Annotated in this window: 20 protein-coding genes; all 20 read right to left on the reverse strand. The window is 39.0% G+C overall.

The genetic code is table 11. The features are described from left to right. The 20 genes from QZU77_RS00605 to mcrB all read right to left on the reverse strand — a co-directional run bounded on the left by QZU77_RS00605 (position 1) and on the right by mcrB (position 16,299). Positions 1-927, reverse strand: coding sequence for a F420-nonreducing hydrogenase (locus QZU77_RS00605; protein ID WP_295598449.1), 927 nt, complete (start codon positions 925-927; stop codon positions 1-3). Positions 928-943: 16 nt separating this feature from the next. After that, positions 944-1,369: a hydrogenase iron-sulfur subunit gene (locus QZU77_RS00610; protein ID WP_295598452.1), complete on the reverse strand. Its 426-nt coding sequence runs from the start codon at positions 1,367-1,369 to the stop codon at positions 944-946. A gap of 291 nt (positions 1,370-1,660) precedes the next feature. Continuing rightward, entirely contained in the window at positions 1,661-2,911 is a 1,251-nt protein-coding gene (locus QZU77_RS00615; protein ID WP_295598639.1) for a SufD family Fe-S cluster assembly protein, read from the reverse strand. After that, positions 2,880-3,635: an ABC transporter ATP-binding protein gene (locus tag QZU77_RS00620; protein ID WP_295598456.1), complete on the reverse strand. Its 756-nt coding sequence runs from the start codon at positions 3,633-3,635 to the stop codon at positions 2,880-2,882. Before QZU77_RS00620 ends, QZU77_RS00615 begins: the two co-directional genes overlap by 32 nt. A 134-nt stretch (positions 3,636-3,769) precedes the next feature. Further along, complete coding sequence (locus QZU77_RS00625; protein WP_295598459.1) at positions 3,770-4,036, reverse strand: PRC-barrel domain-containing protein; 267 nt, start codon at positions 4,034-4,036, stop codon at positions 3,770-3,772. A 54-nt stretch (positions 4,037-4,090) separates the two neighbouring features. Then, the gene (locus QZU77_RS00630) at positions 4,091-4,699 is read right to left on the reverse strand and encodes an NTP transferase domain-containing protein (protein WP_295598461.1); all 609 of its coding nucleotides are present in this window, start codon (positions 4,697-4,699) and stop codon (positions 4,091-4,093) included. An 18-nt stretch (positions 4,700-4,717) separates the two neighbouring features. After that, positions 4,718-6,187, reverse strand: a complete 1,470-nt coding sequence (locus QZU77_RS00635) for a methanogenesis marker 14 protein (protein ID WP_295598464.1) — start codon at positions 6,185-6,187, stop codon at positions 4,718-4,720. A 151-nt stretch (positions 6,188-6,338) separates the two neighbouring features. Continuing rightward, complete coding sequence (mtrH, locus tag QZU77_RS00640) at positions 6,339-7,271, reverse strand: tetrahydromethanopterin S-methyltransferase subunit H (protein ID WP_295598467.1); 933 nt, start codon at positions 7,269-7,271, stop codon at positions 6,339-6,341. A 15-nt stretch (positions 7,272-7,286) separates the two neighbouring features. After that, positions 7,287-7,523, reverse strand: coding sequence for a tetrahydromethanopterin S-methyltransferase subunit MtrG (mtrG, locus tag QZU77_RS00645; protein ID WP_295598470.1), 237 nt, complete (start codon positions 7,521-7,523; stop codon positions 7,287-7,289). 12 nt (positions 7,524-7,535) lie between these two features. Then, entirely contained in the window at positions 7,536-7,742 is a 207-nt protein-coding gene (locus QZU77_RS00650) for a tetrahydromethanopterin S-methyltransferase subunit F (RefSeq protein ID WP_295598473.1), read from the reverse strand. Between the two features lie 13 nt (positions 7,743-7,755). Then, entirely contained in the window at positions 7,756-8,472 is a 717-nt protein-coding gene (mtrA, locus tag QZU77_RS00655) for a tetrahydromethanopterin S-methyltransferase subunit A (protein ID WP_295598476.1), read from the reverse strand. Further along, a complete protein-coding gene (locus tag QZU77_RS00660; protein ID WP_295598480.1) occupies positions 8,473-8,802 on the reverse strand; it encodes a tetrahydromethanopterin S-methyltransferase subunit B in 330 nt (109 codons plus the stop codon). It abuts the gene before it with no gap. 17 nt (positions 8,803-8,819) lie between these two features. Then, positions 8,820-9,635 carry a tetrahydromethanopterin S-methyltransferase subunit MtrC gene (gene mtrC / locus QZU77_RS00665; RefSeq protein ID WP_295598483.1) on the reverse strand — a complete coding sequence of 272 codons (816 nt, stop codon included), beginning with the start codon at positions 9,633-9,635 and terminating at the stop codon, positions 8,820-8,822. After that, positions 9,636-10,337, reverse strand: coding sequence for a tetrahydromethanopterin S-methyltransferase subunit D (mtrD, locus tag QZU77_RS00670; RefSeq protein WP_295598486.1), 702 nt, complete (start codon positions 10,335-10,337; stop codon positions 9,636-9,638). 13 nt (positions 10,338-10,350) lie between these two features. After that, on the reverse strand, positions 10,351-11,229 hold the full coding sequence (mtrE, locus tag QZU77_RS00675) for a tetrahydromethanopterin S-methyltransferase subunit E (RefSeq protein ID WP_295598489.1): 879 nt from the start codon (positions 11,227-11,229) through the stop codon (positions 10,351-10,353). A gap of 233 nt (positions 11,230-11,462) precedes the next feature. Next, positions 11,463-13,118 carry a coenzyme-B sulfoethylthiotransferase subunit alpha gene (gene mcrA, locus QZU77_RS00680; protein WP_295598492.1) on the reverse strand — a complete coding sequence of 552 codons (1,656 nt, stop codon included), beginning with the start codon at positions 13,116-13,118 and terminating at the stop codon, positions 11,463-11,465. A gap of 6 nt (positions 13,119-13,124) precedes the next feature. Beyond that, positions 13,125-13,883: a coenzyme-B sulfoethylthiotransferase subunit gamma gene (gene mcrG, locus QZU77_RS00685; RefSeq protein WP_295598495.1), complete on the reverse strand. Its 759-nt coding sequence runs from the start codon at positions 13,881-13,883 to the stop codon at positions 13,125-13,127. A gap of 2 nt (positions 13,884-13,885) precedes the next feature. Next, the gene (mcrC, locus tag QZU77_RS00690) at positions 13,886-14,485 is read right to left on the reverse strand and encodes a methyl-coenzyme M reductase I operon protein C (protein WP_394350515.1); all 600 of its coding nucleotides are present in this window, start codon (positions 14,483-14,485) and stop codon (positions 13,886-13,888) included. Between the two features lies 1 nt (position 14,486). Beyond that, positions 14,487-14,936 (reverse strand): methyl-coenzyme M reductase operon protein D, encoded by a 450-nt coding sequence (mcrD, locus tag QZU77_RS00695; RefSeq protein WP_295598502.1) that lies wholly within the window; start codon positions 14,934-14,936, stop codon positions 14,487-14,489. A gap of 34 nt (positions 14,937-14,970) precedes the next feature. Beyond that, positions 14,971-16,299: a coenzyme-B sulfoethylthiotransferase subunit beta gene (gene mcrB, locus QZU77_RS00700; protein ID WP_295598505.1), complete on the reverse strand. Its 1,329-nt coding sequence runs from the start codon at positions 16,297-16,299 to the stop codon at positions 14,971-14,973. Positions 16,300-16,441 lie beyond the last annotated feature (142 nt).

Raw genomic sequence — 16,441 nt, forward strand, 5'->3', positions numbered from 1 at the left:
TTATTCTCCTCCTTTCTGCATTTTCATTGGCACGAGAGCAGATGCTAATGTGTAAGTGTAGAAAGTACCTACGATATCATCTAATTGATCTGCAACTGTTTCTGGGTCTACAGTCTTATCTTCTTGTACACCGTAGTCAGATGCAATCGCACTGATCATTTTTGCTCCTTGGTCTAATACTTTAGCGGTAGGACCGTAACATCCTCTACATTGGATACCAATGGAAGGACATTCTGCACCACATAATGATACGGTTGCAGGACCCATACATACTAATCCTTGAGTAATTAAACATAAATCAGGTTCAGGTGCACCTAATTCAAATTGTCTTTTAATGAAGTCCATAGCTAAACCTGCAGGTGGTTTTTCTCTTGGACATACTTCACATAAGTTAGTTGAAGGTAATTCGATTGTTTCTCCTCTTAATAATGTTAAGATAGCTTCTGCTACAACATCGGAACGAGGTGGGCAACCTGGAATCATTAAGTCAATATCCATACATTCGCTTAAAGGTCTTACTCTGCTTTCGAGATGTGGTACATCTTCGTGAGGAATAATTCCTTCAGGGTTTACTGTGGATACAGAGTTAATGTAAGCTTCTTCTTCTAATTCTTCAACGGTCCATAAGTTACCGAGTCCTGGAATACCTCCGTAACAGGAGCAGGTACCGTAACAAATAACCATTTTAGATTTTTCGTTTAGCATTTCAGCTAATTCTCTGTTTTCGTCGTTTCTGATTCCGCCTTCTACGATAATAATATCTAACTCAGGTACTTCGTCGTATTTAGTATCCATGAGCACAGGGGAAAATTCGAAATCCGCAAATTCCATAACGTCAATTAAGGATTCGTGGAAATCCGCAATGGATAAGTGGCAACCGGAACATCCGCCTAACCACATAGTTCCTATTTTAACTTTATCTGCCATATTAAACTCCTCCAATTTATCTTTCAGCATCTAATTGTTGTTTTAATGGAGCTGGACCTAATTCTTTGATTCTGTTAACCATCATTTTAACAGATGAAGAGAATTTTTCACCTTCGGATGCGGAAATCCAATCGTGGTGAACTCTTTCTTTTCCAATTCCCATATCTTCTACTAATTTGTAGATTAATCTCATTCTACGATCTAATTTGTAGTTACCAGCATCATAGTGGCAGTCACCCATGTGACATCCAGCTACGAATACACCGTCAGCACCTTCTTGGAATGCTTTTAAAACAAATTGTGGGTCAATTCTTCCAGAACACATTACACGAATAACTCTAATATTCGGTGGGTATTGCATACGTGCAGTACCTGCTGTGTCTGCTCCTCCATAGGAACACCAGTTGCAACAAAACATTACAATTTTTACATCATCAGCCATAGAGTTTCTCCTCCTCTATAAATATTTTTTTCGTGTTTTGAAAAACTTTTGTCTTTCAAAAACCCAATTTTAAACTTTTTTAAAAAATTTTAAAATCTTTTTTTCAAGGAATACCAGTTTAGGCATACCTTAAAACACAATTTTATGTACATAATGAGCTAGCTCAGCATTACATTAAGTACTGATTAATATATATCATTAATAATTAATATAAAGGTTACTTAGAAAAATAAGCCAAAAAGTTTATATACTATGAAACAAATTTTGAAAAAAAAGAAAATTAAAGGGAAACTACATTCCCTCAACACTCATATCAATCATATTTTGAGTTTGCTCAGCCAATTCATCAGGAAGGCCAGTAATATCCATGTTTAAAAATCCTCTAACAATCATGGACTCAGCATCCTCTTCTGAAATACCACGGGAAGTCAAGTAGTTAATCTCATCTTCAGAGATTTTACCGACAGCAGCCTCGTGAGACATTTCAAGATTAGCGGAACTAGCCTCTAATTCAGGAACAGCGTAAATGAAACTGTCATCATCCAAAACAAGACCATGACATTCCAAATGGCCTTTAACCTCCGGAACAGTACCGGCCAAGTGACCTCTTGAATAGATCTTGGACTCATCCTGTGAAACTGCCCTGGAAATGACTTCTCCACGAGCTCCCTTAGCATTCAGCAACACTCTTGATCCAACATCAATGATTGAATCCTTCTTACCGCCCTGAATACTTTGGAAAATGGCCCTTGAGTTTTCGCCGTCACAGTAAGCGGTAGGATAAGACTGCAAAGTACTTACAGGACTGGTTAAAATATAATTGTTGATGTAAGTGGAATTATCCATCAGCTTCACACCAGTCCTTGGACGAACCTCAACCTGCTCGGCCCAATTGTGAACCATGGTGAAAGTGATCTTTGCTCCAGGCTTCAAATACATTTCAGACACTCCGACATGCATTGCGGATGAGATGTCGTCACCAGTAGCGCAACCGGTAATCAAGTGCAATTCAGAGTTTTCCTCAGCTATGATTACATTGTGAGCGGTCTGCATGATTCCTTCCTCGCCGATGAACATGCAAGCCTGAACAGGCATCACTTCGCGAGTACCCGGAAGAGACCTTACAAAGTAACCGCTGTTGATCCCATCCTTCTGTTCACGCAAAGCGGTTTTGGCAGTGTACTTGTCAGCGTCAGGCTTAACAACATTCCAAATGTAGTCTTCCAGCCATTTGTACTTGTCCAATGCAACGCCAATGTTCATTACCTCAACTGAATTGGACATTGCATTGTTGGTGAAAATATTACTCTGGTCCACCTGCAGGAATGATCCGGAACGGTTTTTCTCATCGGTATCCACACCGACCTTAAGCAGGTCCTTTTTGGTTTGCCTGTTCAAGTCATCCAAATCATCAATCATGTCTATAGCATTAAGAGTTTCATCTGTGAAATTTTCAATGGTTACATCTGCACCGATAGGTGCTTTCTTATCTTTTGCCCTTTCAGCATCCTCATAAACATTGCGCACACTCAACACATCCATTAAAACCGTTTTTTCTAATATCTTCAAGAATTTCAGTAGGATTTCCAGAACAGGAAATCACTCCGTCGATTAAAACATGAGCCTTGTCGGCACTCACGAAGTTTAAGATATAACCCAAGTGAGTAATCAAAAGGCCGCTTCTCTTACGTGAACCTTGCGGCTTGTCCTTATCAAGAAGGGTTCCAATTTCTGAAGCAATCAATTCAACATTCTCAATGTCCACACCGGAATCCGGCTCGTCGAACATTGTGAAATCAGGCATTTGAGCAAGCAACTGTAAAATTTCGGAACGTTTAACTTCCCCGCCTGAAAAACCGTAGTTGACATCCCTGTCGAGGAACTCGTCACTGAACTTGAGCTGGTCAGCCAATTCCTTCATCCTTGGATTTAAATCCTCATCCATATCCTGATGGGATTCGATTTTAAGCAAGTCCCTTACGGAAACTCCCCTGATTGATGGAGGAGTTTGGAAACTTACGCCTATTCCTAACTGAACTCTTTCAGCAGTTGTTAATTCTGTAATATCTTGACCTTTGAATTTGATAGAACCTTGAACTACTTTGTATTGTGGAAAACCTAAAATAGTTAAAAATAAAGTACTCTTACCAGCACCGTTAGGTCCTAAAAGAACATGAGTTTCTCCTTCGCCAATGGAAAGATTAATGTTCTTTAAAACTTTTTTTCCGGCTACTTCAACAGCCAAATTTTCTATTTCAAGCAACATATAATCACCTTTTTATGAATAAATATGAATTTGTTATACTAATATAAGTTTAATTTTATCAATATAAATAGTTAACACTATATATAAAAAATTTAAGTTTAATTAAAAAATATAAAAAAAGAGCATAACTGAAATTATTCAGTTACGATAATGAATTCGCCGACTTTCTCGACTTTAGCGAAAGGAACCAACAACAAGTCACCATTTCTTTTAGCGCCTTTCACGTGAATATTACGATCGCTTTCTATCCTAATAGCAATATCAACAATTTTACCGGTCTTTTCATTAATGATCAATTCATCCAATACCCCAAGGATACGCGCATTGTTGGTAGCTACTTGATAGTTTTTGATTTCACTCCATAATTTTTCTTCTCTTTTAGGAATTTGTTTATTATCCATTAAATCACCAATAAAAATAATTTAGTTATATATATTTATAATACCTCATTATATTTAAATATAATATTCATAATATAATTTTTCCGCAATTTCACTGTCGGGAATGGTATTAATATTCAATGCCAACTCAACCTTATCGAGAACCAGCTGGTTTTCATCCTGAATGATGTTTTCACTTCTGAGAATGTTCAATCCGGAAGGCACATTGCCCTCATACTCATATGAGTAATCCAATCCCAAATCCTCGAAAACCTCAACCGGAACCACTACTGACAATGCGTCCTTGTCCGAATCCAAATAATATTCAATGACATCATCTATAGTTTCAGATGAGATGAACGGCAAATCGGCATTGATAAAAATCAGAATGTCTTTTTTAGATTTCCTCTCAAAATAATCTAGGATAAATGACAGGTCCTTGAGATAATCGTCACCTGAAGTGTCAAGTATCCTGAACCCACCGTCCAGTGACTTCAGGTATTCGGTTGTTTCGCAGGTGTTCGGACTCACCGCAATAATTATTTCATCGACCAATCTAGATGAATTCAAATTGTCAATCACAAATTTAATCAATGGCTTATCATGTAATTTGAAAAGAGGTTTTTCGCAAGGAACCTTGAGCCTGGTTCCCCTACCTCCTGCCATCAAGATAGCATAAATCATGACAAACCACTCATGAACTTAAGCGAACTTGCCGCCTGCCATCTTCATACGATCCTTAAGGATACATCTGCCACCCTGCTTACCACCAATAGGAACCTTAGGAGTACCCATTGAATTCATACAACGAGCCATGATAGCAGAACCTAAAGCAAGACCATCCTCAACAAAGACAACATTCTCGAACTTGTCCTGAACAGCCTCCAAGATAAGCTCAGGCTTGCGACCAGTGATTCCAGCCCTACCAGTAATTCCTAAAGCAGAACCTGGAACAATAACGTTTTCAGCAAAAGCAACATCCAAAACACGCTTAACGATATTGGTACTTACATAATCAAGAGTGGACAGCAATGTTGGAAGACCATCCGCATCATAGAACTGAGCACCCAATTCCATGAGTTCAGGAAGCTTGTCACCATTGAAACCGACATCACAACCAATCAGGGTGGTTCCCGCATTAGCGGCAGCTTCAGGATTGACCGGAACGGTACCGAACCTGTCAACATCCATAGGAACCTTGGTAATGTTGATCAGCTTATGAGCCTCAAGAGCATTGGCTTCAGCCTTTTTCTTATCGGCCTTCTTGATGGCCTTTTCATCATATAAATCCAATGCCGCACCGTTTTTCTTATCAATCTTACCAGAACCACGAGCAAGAGAGTCGCTGACTACCCCAGCGAGACCTAAAAAGTTACCGACAGTATTGGCGTAAGGCTCATTGTCATTAACTATACGGCCAGCAAGTGTGGAACCGAAATCCAGTGATACACAAGGGTTTCTGTAATCAACGTCAGTCCATTTTGCACCTAACTTAATACCTGCTGTAACAAGTTCCCCCTCCATTTCATTCGCAACGGTTTCCTTACCTTCAGGAGGAACCACACTAACAACAGCACCGTCAAACATGATATTTTCCAAAAGGGAATGTCTTTGCAATCTTTCAGGAAGCTGGGAAATACTCATTGCAGGAGACATTTTCCTAGGAGGAATATCAGCTTCAAGACAACCGTCAGCAAGAGCAATGATCAATTGGCCAGCCTCTTCAGCGGTGGCAAAACCTGCAGTTACACCAGTTGACCTAACAACAAAATCCAAATCCTCATCCTTGTCAACCTGGCATTTCCTAAGTGACTCCAATACAGTATCCCTAATCAGTTCGGTTACAGCCTCCTTGGAAAGCTCAATACCCCAAACAGTCTTACCGAAAACCTCCTCATTAGGCTTAGGCGGACGGATGTCACGAGTCATCTTAACTGTTTTGTTCAATAAATAGGATTCGCTTGTGTTCAAGTTGGTAGCCATCACAATGGATTTAGTGGTGGTGTTACCCAATTCAACAGAAGCAGTTACATAAAAAGTGTCTGGCTTTTGAACAGCACCAGGACTTGCAGGACCAGCCCTTTGAGCTCTTAAAGTTGCTAAATTGCCTTCTTTAGAATGAGCGATAATAGGCTTAGGACCTTTCTTGAAAATTTTACTTAAAAAAGACATTATCTTAACCTCTCCAATATATAAAGTTAAATAATAATCTCTTTTTAAAATAATATAAATTTTATTAAAAAATTCTTGAAAAAAAAGCAGTGAAAAAAATTTAAAAAAAAAGATTAGATGAAATTAATCATCTAATCGGGACCCTTCTTGTTTATAATAATTTGTTAATTGGGTGGTCTTCTACAGGTTCGGTACCGATATCTTTTGCTGCTTCAGCAATCATGATATCAGCCATACCACATGCAGGGAAAGCAAGTTTTGCGTTTTCGATAGGTCCAAAGAGAACGAAGTCTCCTCCAGCCATTTGTTGAACAATGTTGGAACCTATGTCACAAACAGGCCATGCTTCTTTGTGTTCTTTTTTGTATCCTCTTAACCAGTCCCATGCGGATGGAACGTTGTGAATACCAGATCCTACAGGGTATCCCCATTTAGCTTTTACTGCGTAAGAAGTCCTTACAGCAGGTCCTGCACCTTGACCTAATGGAGTAACTGCTACGTCCATCCAAGGTTTGGTAATACCACATTCGTCTGCCATTTCGAGAATACCTTGATCAATTACAGATCCACCAGTTTCCCAAATTTCGATTTTTCCTTCTACACCAGGAGTCATTGGGTTGAAACCTAAGAGAATGGATGCGTCGATGTCTGAGTTTTTAACAGCTTCGATTTCTGCAGGTTCTGCAGCCATACTTATGGAGTTGTAAACAGCTCTTTCACATAATCCGACATCTTGTACGTATTCTACACCTGCAATTTTTGCAGCAGCTGCAGTTGAGTCGATAAGGAAAGGTTTGTCACAGATGTCTCCTACAAATTCTAAGTATTTTACCATAGCTTCTGGAGTAGCACCGAAAGTTTGTACAACACATGGGTTTCCGGTTACGTCAGACATTTCTTCCATTGTTTTAATTCTTTCTTCAGCAGCATCTTTATCAAAGATACCTTCTTTTTCATCACTAATAATGTTGTGACCGCCGTAAAAGATAGTTCCTGCTAAAACGGTTGGGTATTCACCAGGTTGTCCTCCCATTTTTACTCCAGCAATATCTACGACGAGTTGTTCTTTGTCAAATCTTAACATAAGTATAATCCTCCTCTATAATAAGGTAGATAGCATTGTAGTTACACCGAATTTTATAGCTACAATTAATATCATTAATCCAAGTATAATACCATATAAAATACCAACATCTCTACCAGTTTGTTGGCCTAAACGTTGATAGTATTCCCCTACAGTGAAATCAACTTTTTCTTCTGCATCATCTAATTTAGCCATCATGCTGTTGAAATCATCTGAGGAAACCATTACTTGAGGTACTGATTCTTCACTCATAAATAACACCTCTTAGAATCCTAATGCTTTTGCAATAAAAGGAATAATTACGATTAAAAGCACTGCAATGCAAGCACCATAAGCAAATCCTTTAAATCTTGTTGCAAGTAAACCTGCAAAAAGTTTACCTTCTCTTGCAAGGAGCTTTGAACTGTATTCAGCATCGTCTGCTGCAGTTTTCATACTATTAACATTTGGTTTGTTTGAAATTTGTACCATAATTATTACCCCCTTAGAACATTAAGAATAAAACTCCAATGATTAAAGTAAAAGCTAAACCGATCATTATACCTTGTACTTTACCGGAATAATTACCAGCCATATTTCTTTGGACAGCTCCGACCATATCGATTTTAGTGTTTATATCCCTAATTCTTGCTTCGATAAGACCAGTTTCAGCAGAAACAACTTTCATTGCTTCTCCTTCTTCTTCTTCGCCGTCATCATCATCAACAGAAATAACCATAGCTTCTTCTTCAAAAGCACCTGGATCTTTTTCTACACATTCATTGATTTTAGATTGAATAGCTCCGATATCTTCAGTATCAATTAAATCTACAATTTCTAATTGTTGTTGGAATCTTTCAACACCGTCGAGTGGAACATTTTCTACGAAAGGAATAGCACCAGTTGCGCCAATGATTTTCTTTTTGTCAGGGTCAGCACCATTTTCGTGTAAAGCTTTAAAACTTTGACCGGTAATGTGACCTTGCACTTCAGCACCAGCTAATATTAAGAAACGAATATTAGGGTTTGAAATGATGTTTGCGACAACTTTTTCGATTCCTAAGTTTTCTGTTTTACATGGGCCTGCAATAGCTGCTCCAGAAAGTTCAGCTTCAATGTGAGAAGCTAAAGTAGTAACTGCAACAGGGCTTTCAGGATCACCTACAATGTAATCCCCACTGATAACCGGCCAGCCATCTGCAGGAGCTTTTTTGTCAGCCATCTATAATACCCCCAATACTTGTAAGATTGGTAATGCAGCAAATATAATGAATGTTGCTAATAAGAAACCATATACCATGTTAGTTAATAATCCTGCAGTAACGTAGGATCCTTCCCTACCAGGATAAGAACCAACAGGGCTTGTGTATGGGTCTAATGAAGCCATTAATTCATCAGCAGCTAATTCAACTTTTGCTACTTGTTCTTCTACTTCATCCATAGTTAGGAGAACAACTCCTGAACCTAAAGATGATCCGATAACCCCTGTTACAGGGTCATATGCGAAATTCATTTCAGGTACAATTTGTACCATAGGTAACATTTGAGCCATATTCAATTCCTCCTAATCTATTGTTCTACTTTAGGCCATAATCCAGCCCATTTGGTTGAAGCAGCATCATTACATGAAGCTAATACAAATGCTCTGAATGATACAATCCATCCAATTAAACCAACGATGAATACAACAAACCAACCGAGTCCACCAGTAGTGACAGACATGAGACCTACAAGAGTCATTGATAAGAATGCAGTAGATGCTGCACATTTGAGAGTTCTTAATTGGTCTTCGTTTGGTCCTAAACATGCGTTGAATGGGTGTTGAATAGCCATAGTACACATAATAAATAATACAGCAATAAAACCAGTTGCAACAACGTGTTCGTATACTACCATCATGTCGTAACTACCTGCAATAGCAACAGCAAATCCTAAGATGGATAAGGTAGCTGCACCTGCAATTTCGATAGTACATTGGAGCATGATAGGGATTTTCATACCTACAATTTTAGTTGCTACGATAGCAATGATTGCTCCGATAATTACAGCAACGACAAAACCTGCAATTGGTCCTAACATATGAATGTTTAATTTGGTTGCTAAACTGAGACCAGCTAATGCGGAAATTACACCTACGGAAAGTGACATATATCCTATAGATGGTACACCAGTACCTAAACCGTAACTAGCTACTCTACGGATAGCATCTGCTCCCCAAATGATAGCTAATACTGCACCGATACCAGCAATAACTGGGCCAACAACATCTCCTAAAAATCCGGATACATATATACAAAGTAATCCTCCGACGATACCTAAAGCTAATAACATAGTTGAGCTTACTGCACCTGCAGCTGCACCGTCAGCACTTCCACCAGCAGACATTTAGAAACCTCCAGTTAAAATAACACAAAATATTCCGACAACGATAGATGCGATAGCACATGCAAGAGCTCCAGTACCAATTCTTTTGAATTTTGGATCGTGCATACCTTCAATGGTACCACCGATGTTATAAGAAGCAATTACAGAGTTAATAAAGAACACACCTACACCTAAAATAGCAGCTAAACCAATACTGATAGCAGGATCGGTTACAAAGGTACTTTCATTAACAGCAGTGTTAATTCCGTAGTAGACTAATCCACCACCGAAACCACCAAGGAGTCCTCCAATAAGACCACTTACAAATGAAGTTACTGGTACACCGTGACCTTCGGTACCAGGAGTTTTATAAGCTTCTTGGTTACGTTTGGTAATCCAGTCTACAGGCACTTTAGATGCAGCAGGAACAATACCTACACCGAAGATGTAGATTAAGTTTGCAATGAGCATGGTAATACCCATCATGATCATAGCACCTATAGCACCACCAATTCCGATTATATAGAATGGTTCACCTGTCATAGTTGCAGCAGTAATAAGACCTGTTAAACCTGCACCAGCAGCTAACATAGCAGTACCAGTACCTACACCAGTAGCTGTTGACATTGCTGCAGGAGCTCCTCCTACAGGAATAAAGTGCACACCTGCACCAATCATAATACCGCCTATTGCGATGAATAAAATTAAAGTAATTGGATCCATAATCGAAACCTCCTTATTCTTCCTCATATGGTCCATATTTGTTTCTTGCAAATACTTCTAAATAGTTATCCATGATGATTAATAAGATAACAATTATAATACCTACAATAATACCACCATATACTCCAAATACTACTGTATTCCAGAAACTAAAGAATACAACGAGACCGAAACAGAAACCAGTTAATGGTCCACCGAATTTAGCACAGAAGTTTACTACATCCATTGAGTTTTTAGCACCTAATGGAGCTTTAGTAACGATATCCCCTTGAATAGCTACAGGAGTACCTCCACCAAATTCGAATTTTTGATACTCACTTTCTGAACCATAGTGAACGTCCCCGGTTGAAGATCCGATAGCACCTAAAGCAATACCCCAGAGCATTGCTAAGAGCGGTAATGGGAATACGTGTAATGGGGTACCATTCAATGGAATGGTCATTAAGTAAGAAATTCCAACTATACAAAAACTAGTTATAAATCCGTGACCTACGATAGGTCCTAAAGATTGAGTTAATACATCCATAAATAATGGTTGTTCAAATTGGGATTGTCCAACAATCCTTCCCATGTGGGATGTAACAGTATAAATAGCGTGAACAAAAGCAGCGACACAAGCACCCATTGCAATAGCTATGAGAGGCATCATACCTAATGACATAACTAAGTATGCAATAGCACCAGCTACACCACACCAAACACCATAAGCGACTGGTTCACCAGAAGCCGCCTTGTTTATCATACGGTGTAAATGTCCCATTTGTGGAGCAAGTTGAACCTGGGAGTTTGGGTTACTTTGAGAACCGATGTCAGATTCTAAGTCCTCTGCAGCCCCTCCGATGGTTGCAACTGCACCCATTAATGCAACTACACCTAATGTTACAGGGTCCATAATTTTTTTCCTCCATATTTTTTATTAAATTGATCATTTAATAAACGTGAAATGAATTGATTCTTGTTCCATACAAAAATCATTTGTACTTGAATTATCTCAAGATTTTATCTTTTAATATATAATATTTTATGTTCTAGTAATATAAATGTTTTGGATTTTTTCAAGTAAACTTGAATTTATAAAAGTATAGATAGGTGAAAAATATCACCTATCCACGTGTTTAAATCTATCTATTTTGCTGGGGTGATAGCAGTTCTTTCACCTGCAGGTTCGAACTCTCTTAATGCACCTTTAGCAAATTCTTCACGTACTTTACTGAAGTCGAAGCATAAGTTCTTATCAGCAAATGCGATTTTAACTAATGGGTTGAAAGCCCAAGCGTCTCCACGAGCTGCGTGAGGAGCTTGTGCGATACCAGCGTATTCACCTTGGTGTCCTACGTTCATTGCGTAGTTAGGGTAGTTAGGTCCTCTCATTTCGAGTGGTAAACCTTCATCGTTTCTGATGGAGAATACGTTAGCAGCACCACATTGGTCTTGTAAATCGAAACCGTAGAATCCGAGTCTGGAGTGTTGTTCTTTGTGTAAGTACATGGATAAGTACCATGCGCTTAAACCAGTTTGTGCATTACCGGTAGCGAATGCAGTGGAACAACCAGCAGCTGCGGAAACAACGGAAGCTCTTTGAGATCCACCGAAGTGAGTTTCAAGTAAAGCTGGGTATTCTTCGTATTGTTCTAATGCGTAGAATGCAACTTCAGTACCTACATCAAGAACAGTGTCCATGTTGTTAGGTGCTTCAGTTAATCCACCGTATTTGTCTTCGACGTAGTCTTTACCGTAGTAGGTGAAGTCGTCTAATACGTTATCGGTGTATGCTGCGGTAGCATATTGGGTGAATCCTACACCACCAGACATGTAAGAACCTAACCAGATTTGGTCGTATAAAGCAGCACCTAAAGCTACTACTTCTAATGTTGCTCTTACAGGGTCGTCAGGGTAAGCTCTGGAACCTTGACAGATATCTGCCATGAATCCGAATGGAACTCCACCAAGTTCGTTTTCTGCTCTTGCTCTTCTTACAGGTAAGTAAGTACCCATGTGGATAACTTCTGCGTGTTTGGATGCGTAAGCAAAGTCACCAGTAGCTCCTTCACCAGCACATTGGTTGTATGCAGAAATCATGGACATACCAATTTGCATAGCAGACCATCTGGAGGTGTTACCACCGTCACAGACTCTTCCTACGATGGATGGAATCCTTACAGCTTGCCAAATAGCTCCGCCAACTTCAGCTTTTAAAGCTTCAGCTTGTTCTTCAGGGAACTCTTTGTTGATGTCTAATACGAATGCAGAGTCAATTTCGTCTGCTAATTCGTCGTCACCAGTGAAAACTTTTACGTAAGAATCTTGTACGATTAATGGGTCGGTTTCTACCATGTGTTCTTGAACTACTGCTGCACCAGGCATAGCGTGGTTTACAGTTTCTAAGTAGTGAGTAATTGTTTCAGGAGTTACTTCAATACCTAACCTTTTTTCGAGAACGTTGTGAGCAGTGTTTAACCCTACGATTACAGTTCTTCTAATGTCGTCCCAAGCTTGTTGGATAGCTGCGTTGTTAACATAGTGTAAATCGTCACCTTCTACAAAAGTATCGGTAGTAGATAATTGGTAAGACATTAATGCTCTTTGACCTAAAGGAGTACCAATGTCTGGGTTGTACATTGGGATTCCCCTTTTCTTAGCGATTTCTTTACCTTCATTTACAAATGCAGTTTTCTTTTCAGATTGAGTCCAACCACCCATGTTATAGAATTGGGTTCTTTTTTCAGTTGGGTCTTCACTGAATTTCTTTTTCATTGCATCTAAGAATTTTTTATCAGCCATATTAATCTACCATCCTGTTACTGGATTGAATGCACCAAAGGATCTGGAAACGTGTATTCTTTGACATACTTTTACAGCTTCTACATCGTCTTTGTATGCTTCACCATCTATTCTGTAAATAGTGGTTTTTGCTCTTAAAGTTTCTTCGTCTAATGGTTCACCTAAGACTACAGGTTCGTCTAATTCCCTACCAACTTGGTCTTTTACCATTTCGACTTTACCGGTTTCTTTGTTGAATACTTGTCTTCTGAGCATATCGAACATTAAACCGTTTTCATCTAATCTTAATGAGTGACCGTGTACACCTGCACCTCTGATACCGGTTCTTGCGGTATCGAAGTATTCGGTTTCTAAGAGTGTTTTTGAGAGTTTTTCTAAGTCTCTTTCTCTTGCTTCAACTACTTGTCTTCCGGATAATGTACCGGTATCGATTCCTCTGAATCTGGATAAGTAAGATCTAGCTCTTAAGAAAGGTTGAGCTGGAGCGAAGTACATGGAGTCTACGAATTGGATGTATCTGATCCTGTCTCCTGCTTTTGCACCGTCGATTGGTGCTACTAATTCTCTTACACTGTCATCTGGCTCGTCCATTTCATCTAATGGTGGGTGAACTGATTTGTATTCTTCACCTGGAGCTTTGTGGCCTAATATTTTTACTACGTCTTCATCAGAAATTTCTCTTAGCTTTTCTAACTCGTGTTCAGGGTTAGTAAAGTTTCTTCTGTTTTGAGCAACCTGAGAAGTACCTGGATAAATTTGTACCATAATTATGCATCTCCTAATGCTAACTTAACTTTTCTAATTATTTCATCTAATTTTTCCTGTGAAATTGTTTCACCACGGATAACCCCTGTAACAATATCATCGATAGTTCCTGCAGTTTTAATATTGCCCTCATCAGGCATGACCTTTGAAGTTTTGACGCCTATTTTAGCGAAATCCTCACAGTCTACTGGTGATTCGCAAATAATTATACAGTGTTTGTTGACGTTCCTAAGTATTAATCTTGCTTTGTAAGTAATATGATTTGCAACACCTCCAAGGTGGACTACAAGCAACTTGAAGTTTTTCATCTGTTCGACTTCCTTGTCGGTAAGCCCGAACAATGTTCCACCTGAAGCTGGAGAATCATGAGGAACACCAGCACCAGCATTTAAAACCATAGTACTTGTTAAAACATTAGCTTCACGCAATCCGAATGTGATTTCACAAACCGGTTTTGTAATGTGCCTACGTCCTGGGGACATAGCTACTGCACATACGTCAGTACCACATTCGGCGAATGTGCCTCTTTGAGCAAGGCTTCCGCCTTTACCCATACCGCTTGCTTCCCTACAATCTACCACGTGAGTGCAACGTCCTATCATTCTAGTCATCCTTTTTAATTATTTTCACATGATCTTCAAATGTTGAATATTGATCTGTCATTCCCACTAATTCATCTGGCAACTCTTTATCACCATACTTGATCCTATCAGTAACGGTTTTCTGTTTTCTGATATAGTTTGACCTGTCTTGATTGATATCAAAACCATATGGTATGTGTTTTTTGCAGATTTCCTCAACGTCATCAATTGTTGATTCCATTGATATCTCAAGGAAAATCCTTGCGGTTTTCACTTGTAAAACAACGTCCTCCCCATTGATATTGATAACTCTACGTTCCTGGTATTTGGCAGGTAGAGTTGCCTCACCTTTTGGAAATCTAGGGCCATGAATTACTGTTCTTTTAACGTCTTCGAGTGATTCCAGGTCATTTAATAAACTTTCTGTGGTGTCACTTCCAAGAATCCTGTGGGGAAATATTTCAATATCCATTATAAGACCTTCAAATTAGATTTAATCAAAGTAATTAGATGTCACCTTTAATTTCATCAGCTGCAATAGCAACTGCTTTAATAGGTTCTCTGAATTCGTCAATTTGACTGTATACTTCTTTAATTAAACCAGAAGTTGCTTCTGGTGAAAAGAGTTGTGTTCCTGCATCTAATGACATAGCAGCAGCTACACAAGGAATACAGAATCCTTTACTGTGTCTGGTTACAACGTGGTTACCGTTGAATAAACCAGGACCTCCACCACCGTAGATGGAGTGACTGAAGAAGGAGAATCCTACAGCTACACCTTCTGCTCTACCATAGTCGAGACCAGGTAAACCAGTAGCGAATTCAAGGTTGTCGTTGAAGTATAATAAAGTAGATGGAATACCTTGAGCAGCACGAGCAGCACCTACGTTAACCATAGTAGCAGCTACAGCACCAGCAGCAACGTATGCGTTCCATTTAGCTGCGTCGTCAGTGTTGTAGATAGCGAAATCGGTTAATTGTTCACCAGGAGCAATAATACCGTCAGCTTCTGCACGAGCAATGGTTGCGTGTACTACACTACCAACAGTTCCGTCAGCATTTTCTTTAACTAAGTCATATACTAAGTTATCAGCGTTTAAACCTTGGTAAGCTAAACCTAATAAGTGTAATCTTTCGAATGAACCTAAAGCGTCAGCCATTTCAAACATAGCAGTTTGTTCGAAAATAGCAGCTAATGCGGTTGCTTGGAAAGTGTTTTTCAAGGTAGCAGCAGCGAAGTCGTTTGCTTTAACGTTTCTTAAACCGTATCCTGCACCTTCGAGTTTTTGTGGAATGTCTAACATAGTTGCAATGTTTGAACCTTTGTAATCTACAGATTGTGGGTATCTACCTAATACTGCAGCTTTTACGAAGTTTGCATCATAAATGTCAACATCACATACGTCGATAACAGATTGTACTAATGCGGAAGCAGTAGATAATGGAGCTACAGAGTATTCAGCAGCAACATCAATTCTTTTGGTTGGTACTTGTACTAATAACCTTTTTCCTCCGGAAATTGGTTCTACTTTAGTATCGTCACCTTCGGAAATTTGGATAATTCCTTTCATTTTGTCTGCGATTGCTTCTGCGTTATCTACAATAGCGAGATCTAATTCTCTACCTAAGATCCTAGATTTGTCTCCACCAACAGATGCGGTTTTAACAGATTTTTCGAGTCCTTCTAAGTTTACTGCAACAGTTCTTTTAACACCTTTTACGATGCTTTGAATTGCAGGGTTTCTGAGTGGACTTATAGCTTCGATTGGTACGTCAGATGCAATTTCATTGCCTCTATCATCGAATAAATCGATTTTATCATCAAACTTTGCCATTTTTTCCCTCCTAAATAAATAGAGTTTAACTAATATACCACTCTCAATGGTAAACTTTTTTACCAAATTGAGTTTTAGCTACAAAGCAAGTTTTTGCAATAGCCAGCCATATGGTATACAAATTTTATTTTATAAAAGATAT

This window comes from uncultured Methanobrevibacter sp. (assembly GCF_902774605.1).
In the GTDB taxonomy this organism is placed as follows: domain Archaea; phylum Methanobacteriota; class Methanobacteria; order Methanobacteriales; family Methanobacteriaceae; genus Methanocatella.

What these genes read in the sequence shown, in the direction of transcription:
- mtrD (WP_295598486.1), bottom strand. Translation starts at nt 10,337, where the DNA reads ATGGATCCAATTACTTTAATTTTATTCATCGCAATAGGCGGTATTATG.
- QZU77_RS00620 (WP_295598456.1), bottom strand. Translation starts at nt 3,635, where the DNA reads ATGTTGCTTGAAATAGAAAATTTGGCTGTTGAAGTAGCCGGAAAAAAA.
- QZU77_RS00660 (WP_295598480.1), bottom strand. Translation starts at nt 8,802, where the DNA reads ATGGCTCAAATGTTACCTATGGTACAAATTGTACCTGAAATGAATTTC.
- QZU77_RS00605 (WP_295598449.1), bottom strand. Translation starts at nt 927, where the DNA reads ATGGCAGATAAAGTTAAAATAGGAACTATGTGGTTAGGCGGATGTTCC.
- mtrE (WP_295598489.1), bottom strand. Translation starts at nt 11,229, where the DNA reads ATGGACCCTGTAACATTAGGTGTAGTTGCATTAATGGGTGCAGTTGCA.
- mtrC (WP_295598483.1), bottom strand. Translation starts at nt 9,635, where the DNA reads ATGTCTGCTGGTGGAAGTGCTGACGGTGCAGCTGCAGGTGCAGTAAGC.
- QZU77_RS00610 (WP_295598452.1), bottom strand. Translation starts at nt 1,369, where the DNA reads ATGGCTGATGATGTAAAAATTGTAATGTTTTGTTGCAACTGGTGTTCC.
- mtrH (WP_295598467.1), bottom strand. Translation starts at nt 7,271, where the DNA reads ATGTTAAGATTTGACAAAGAACAACTCGTCGTAGATATTGCTGGAGTA.
- QZU77_RS00650 (WP_295598473.1), bottom strand. Translation starts at nt 7,742, where the DNA reads ATGGTACAAATTTCAAACAAACCAAATGTTAATAGTATGAAAACTGCA.
- mtrA (WP_295598476.1), bottom strand. Translation starts at nt 8,472, where the DNA reads ATGGCTGACAAAAAAGCTCCTGCAGATGGCTGGCCGGTTATCAGTGGG.
- mcrC (WP_394350515.1), bottom strand. Translation starts at nt 14,485, where the DNA reads ATGATAGGACGTTGCACTCACGTGGTAGATTGTAGGGAAGCAAGCGGT.
- mtrG (WP_295598470.1), bottom strand. Translation starts at nt 7,523, where the DNA reads ATGAGTGAAGAATCAGTACCTCAAGTAATGGTTTCCTCAGATGATTTC.
- mcrA (WP_295598492.1), bottom strand. Translation starts at nt 13,118, where the DNA reads ATGGCTGATAAAAAATTCTTAGATGCAATGAAAAAGAAATTCAGTGAA.
- QZU77_RS00625 (WP_295598459.1), bottom strand. Translation starts at nt 4,036, where the DNA reads ATGGATAATAAACAAATTCCTAAAAGAGAAGAAAAATTATGGAGTGAA.
- mcrD (WP_295598502.1), bottom strand. Translation starts at nt 14,936, where the DNA reads ATGGATATTGAAATATTTCCCCACAGGATTCTTGGAAGTGACACCACA.
- QZU77_RS00635 (WP_295598464.1), bottom strand. Translation starts at nt 6,187, where the DNA reads ATGTCTTTTTTAAGTAAAATTTTCAAGAAAGGTCCTAAGCCTATTATC.
- mcrG (WP_295598495.1), bottom strand. Translation starts at nt 13,883, where the DNA reads ATGGTACAAATTTATCCAGGTACTTCTCAGGTTGCTCAAAACAGAAGA.
- mcrB (WP_295598505.1), bottom strand. Translation starts at nt 16,299, where the DNA reads ATGGCAAAGTTTGATGATAAAATCGATTTATTCGATGATAGAGGCAAT.
- QZU77_RS00615 (WP_295598639.1), bottom strand. Translation starts at nt 2,911, where the DNA reads ATGGATGTGTTGAGTGTGCGCAATGTTTATGAGGATGCTGAAAGGGCA.
- QZU77_RS00630 (WP_295598461.1), bottom strand. Translation starts at nt 4,699, where the DNA reads ATGATTTATGCTATCTTGATGGCAGGAGGTAGGGGAACCAGGCTCAAG.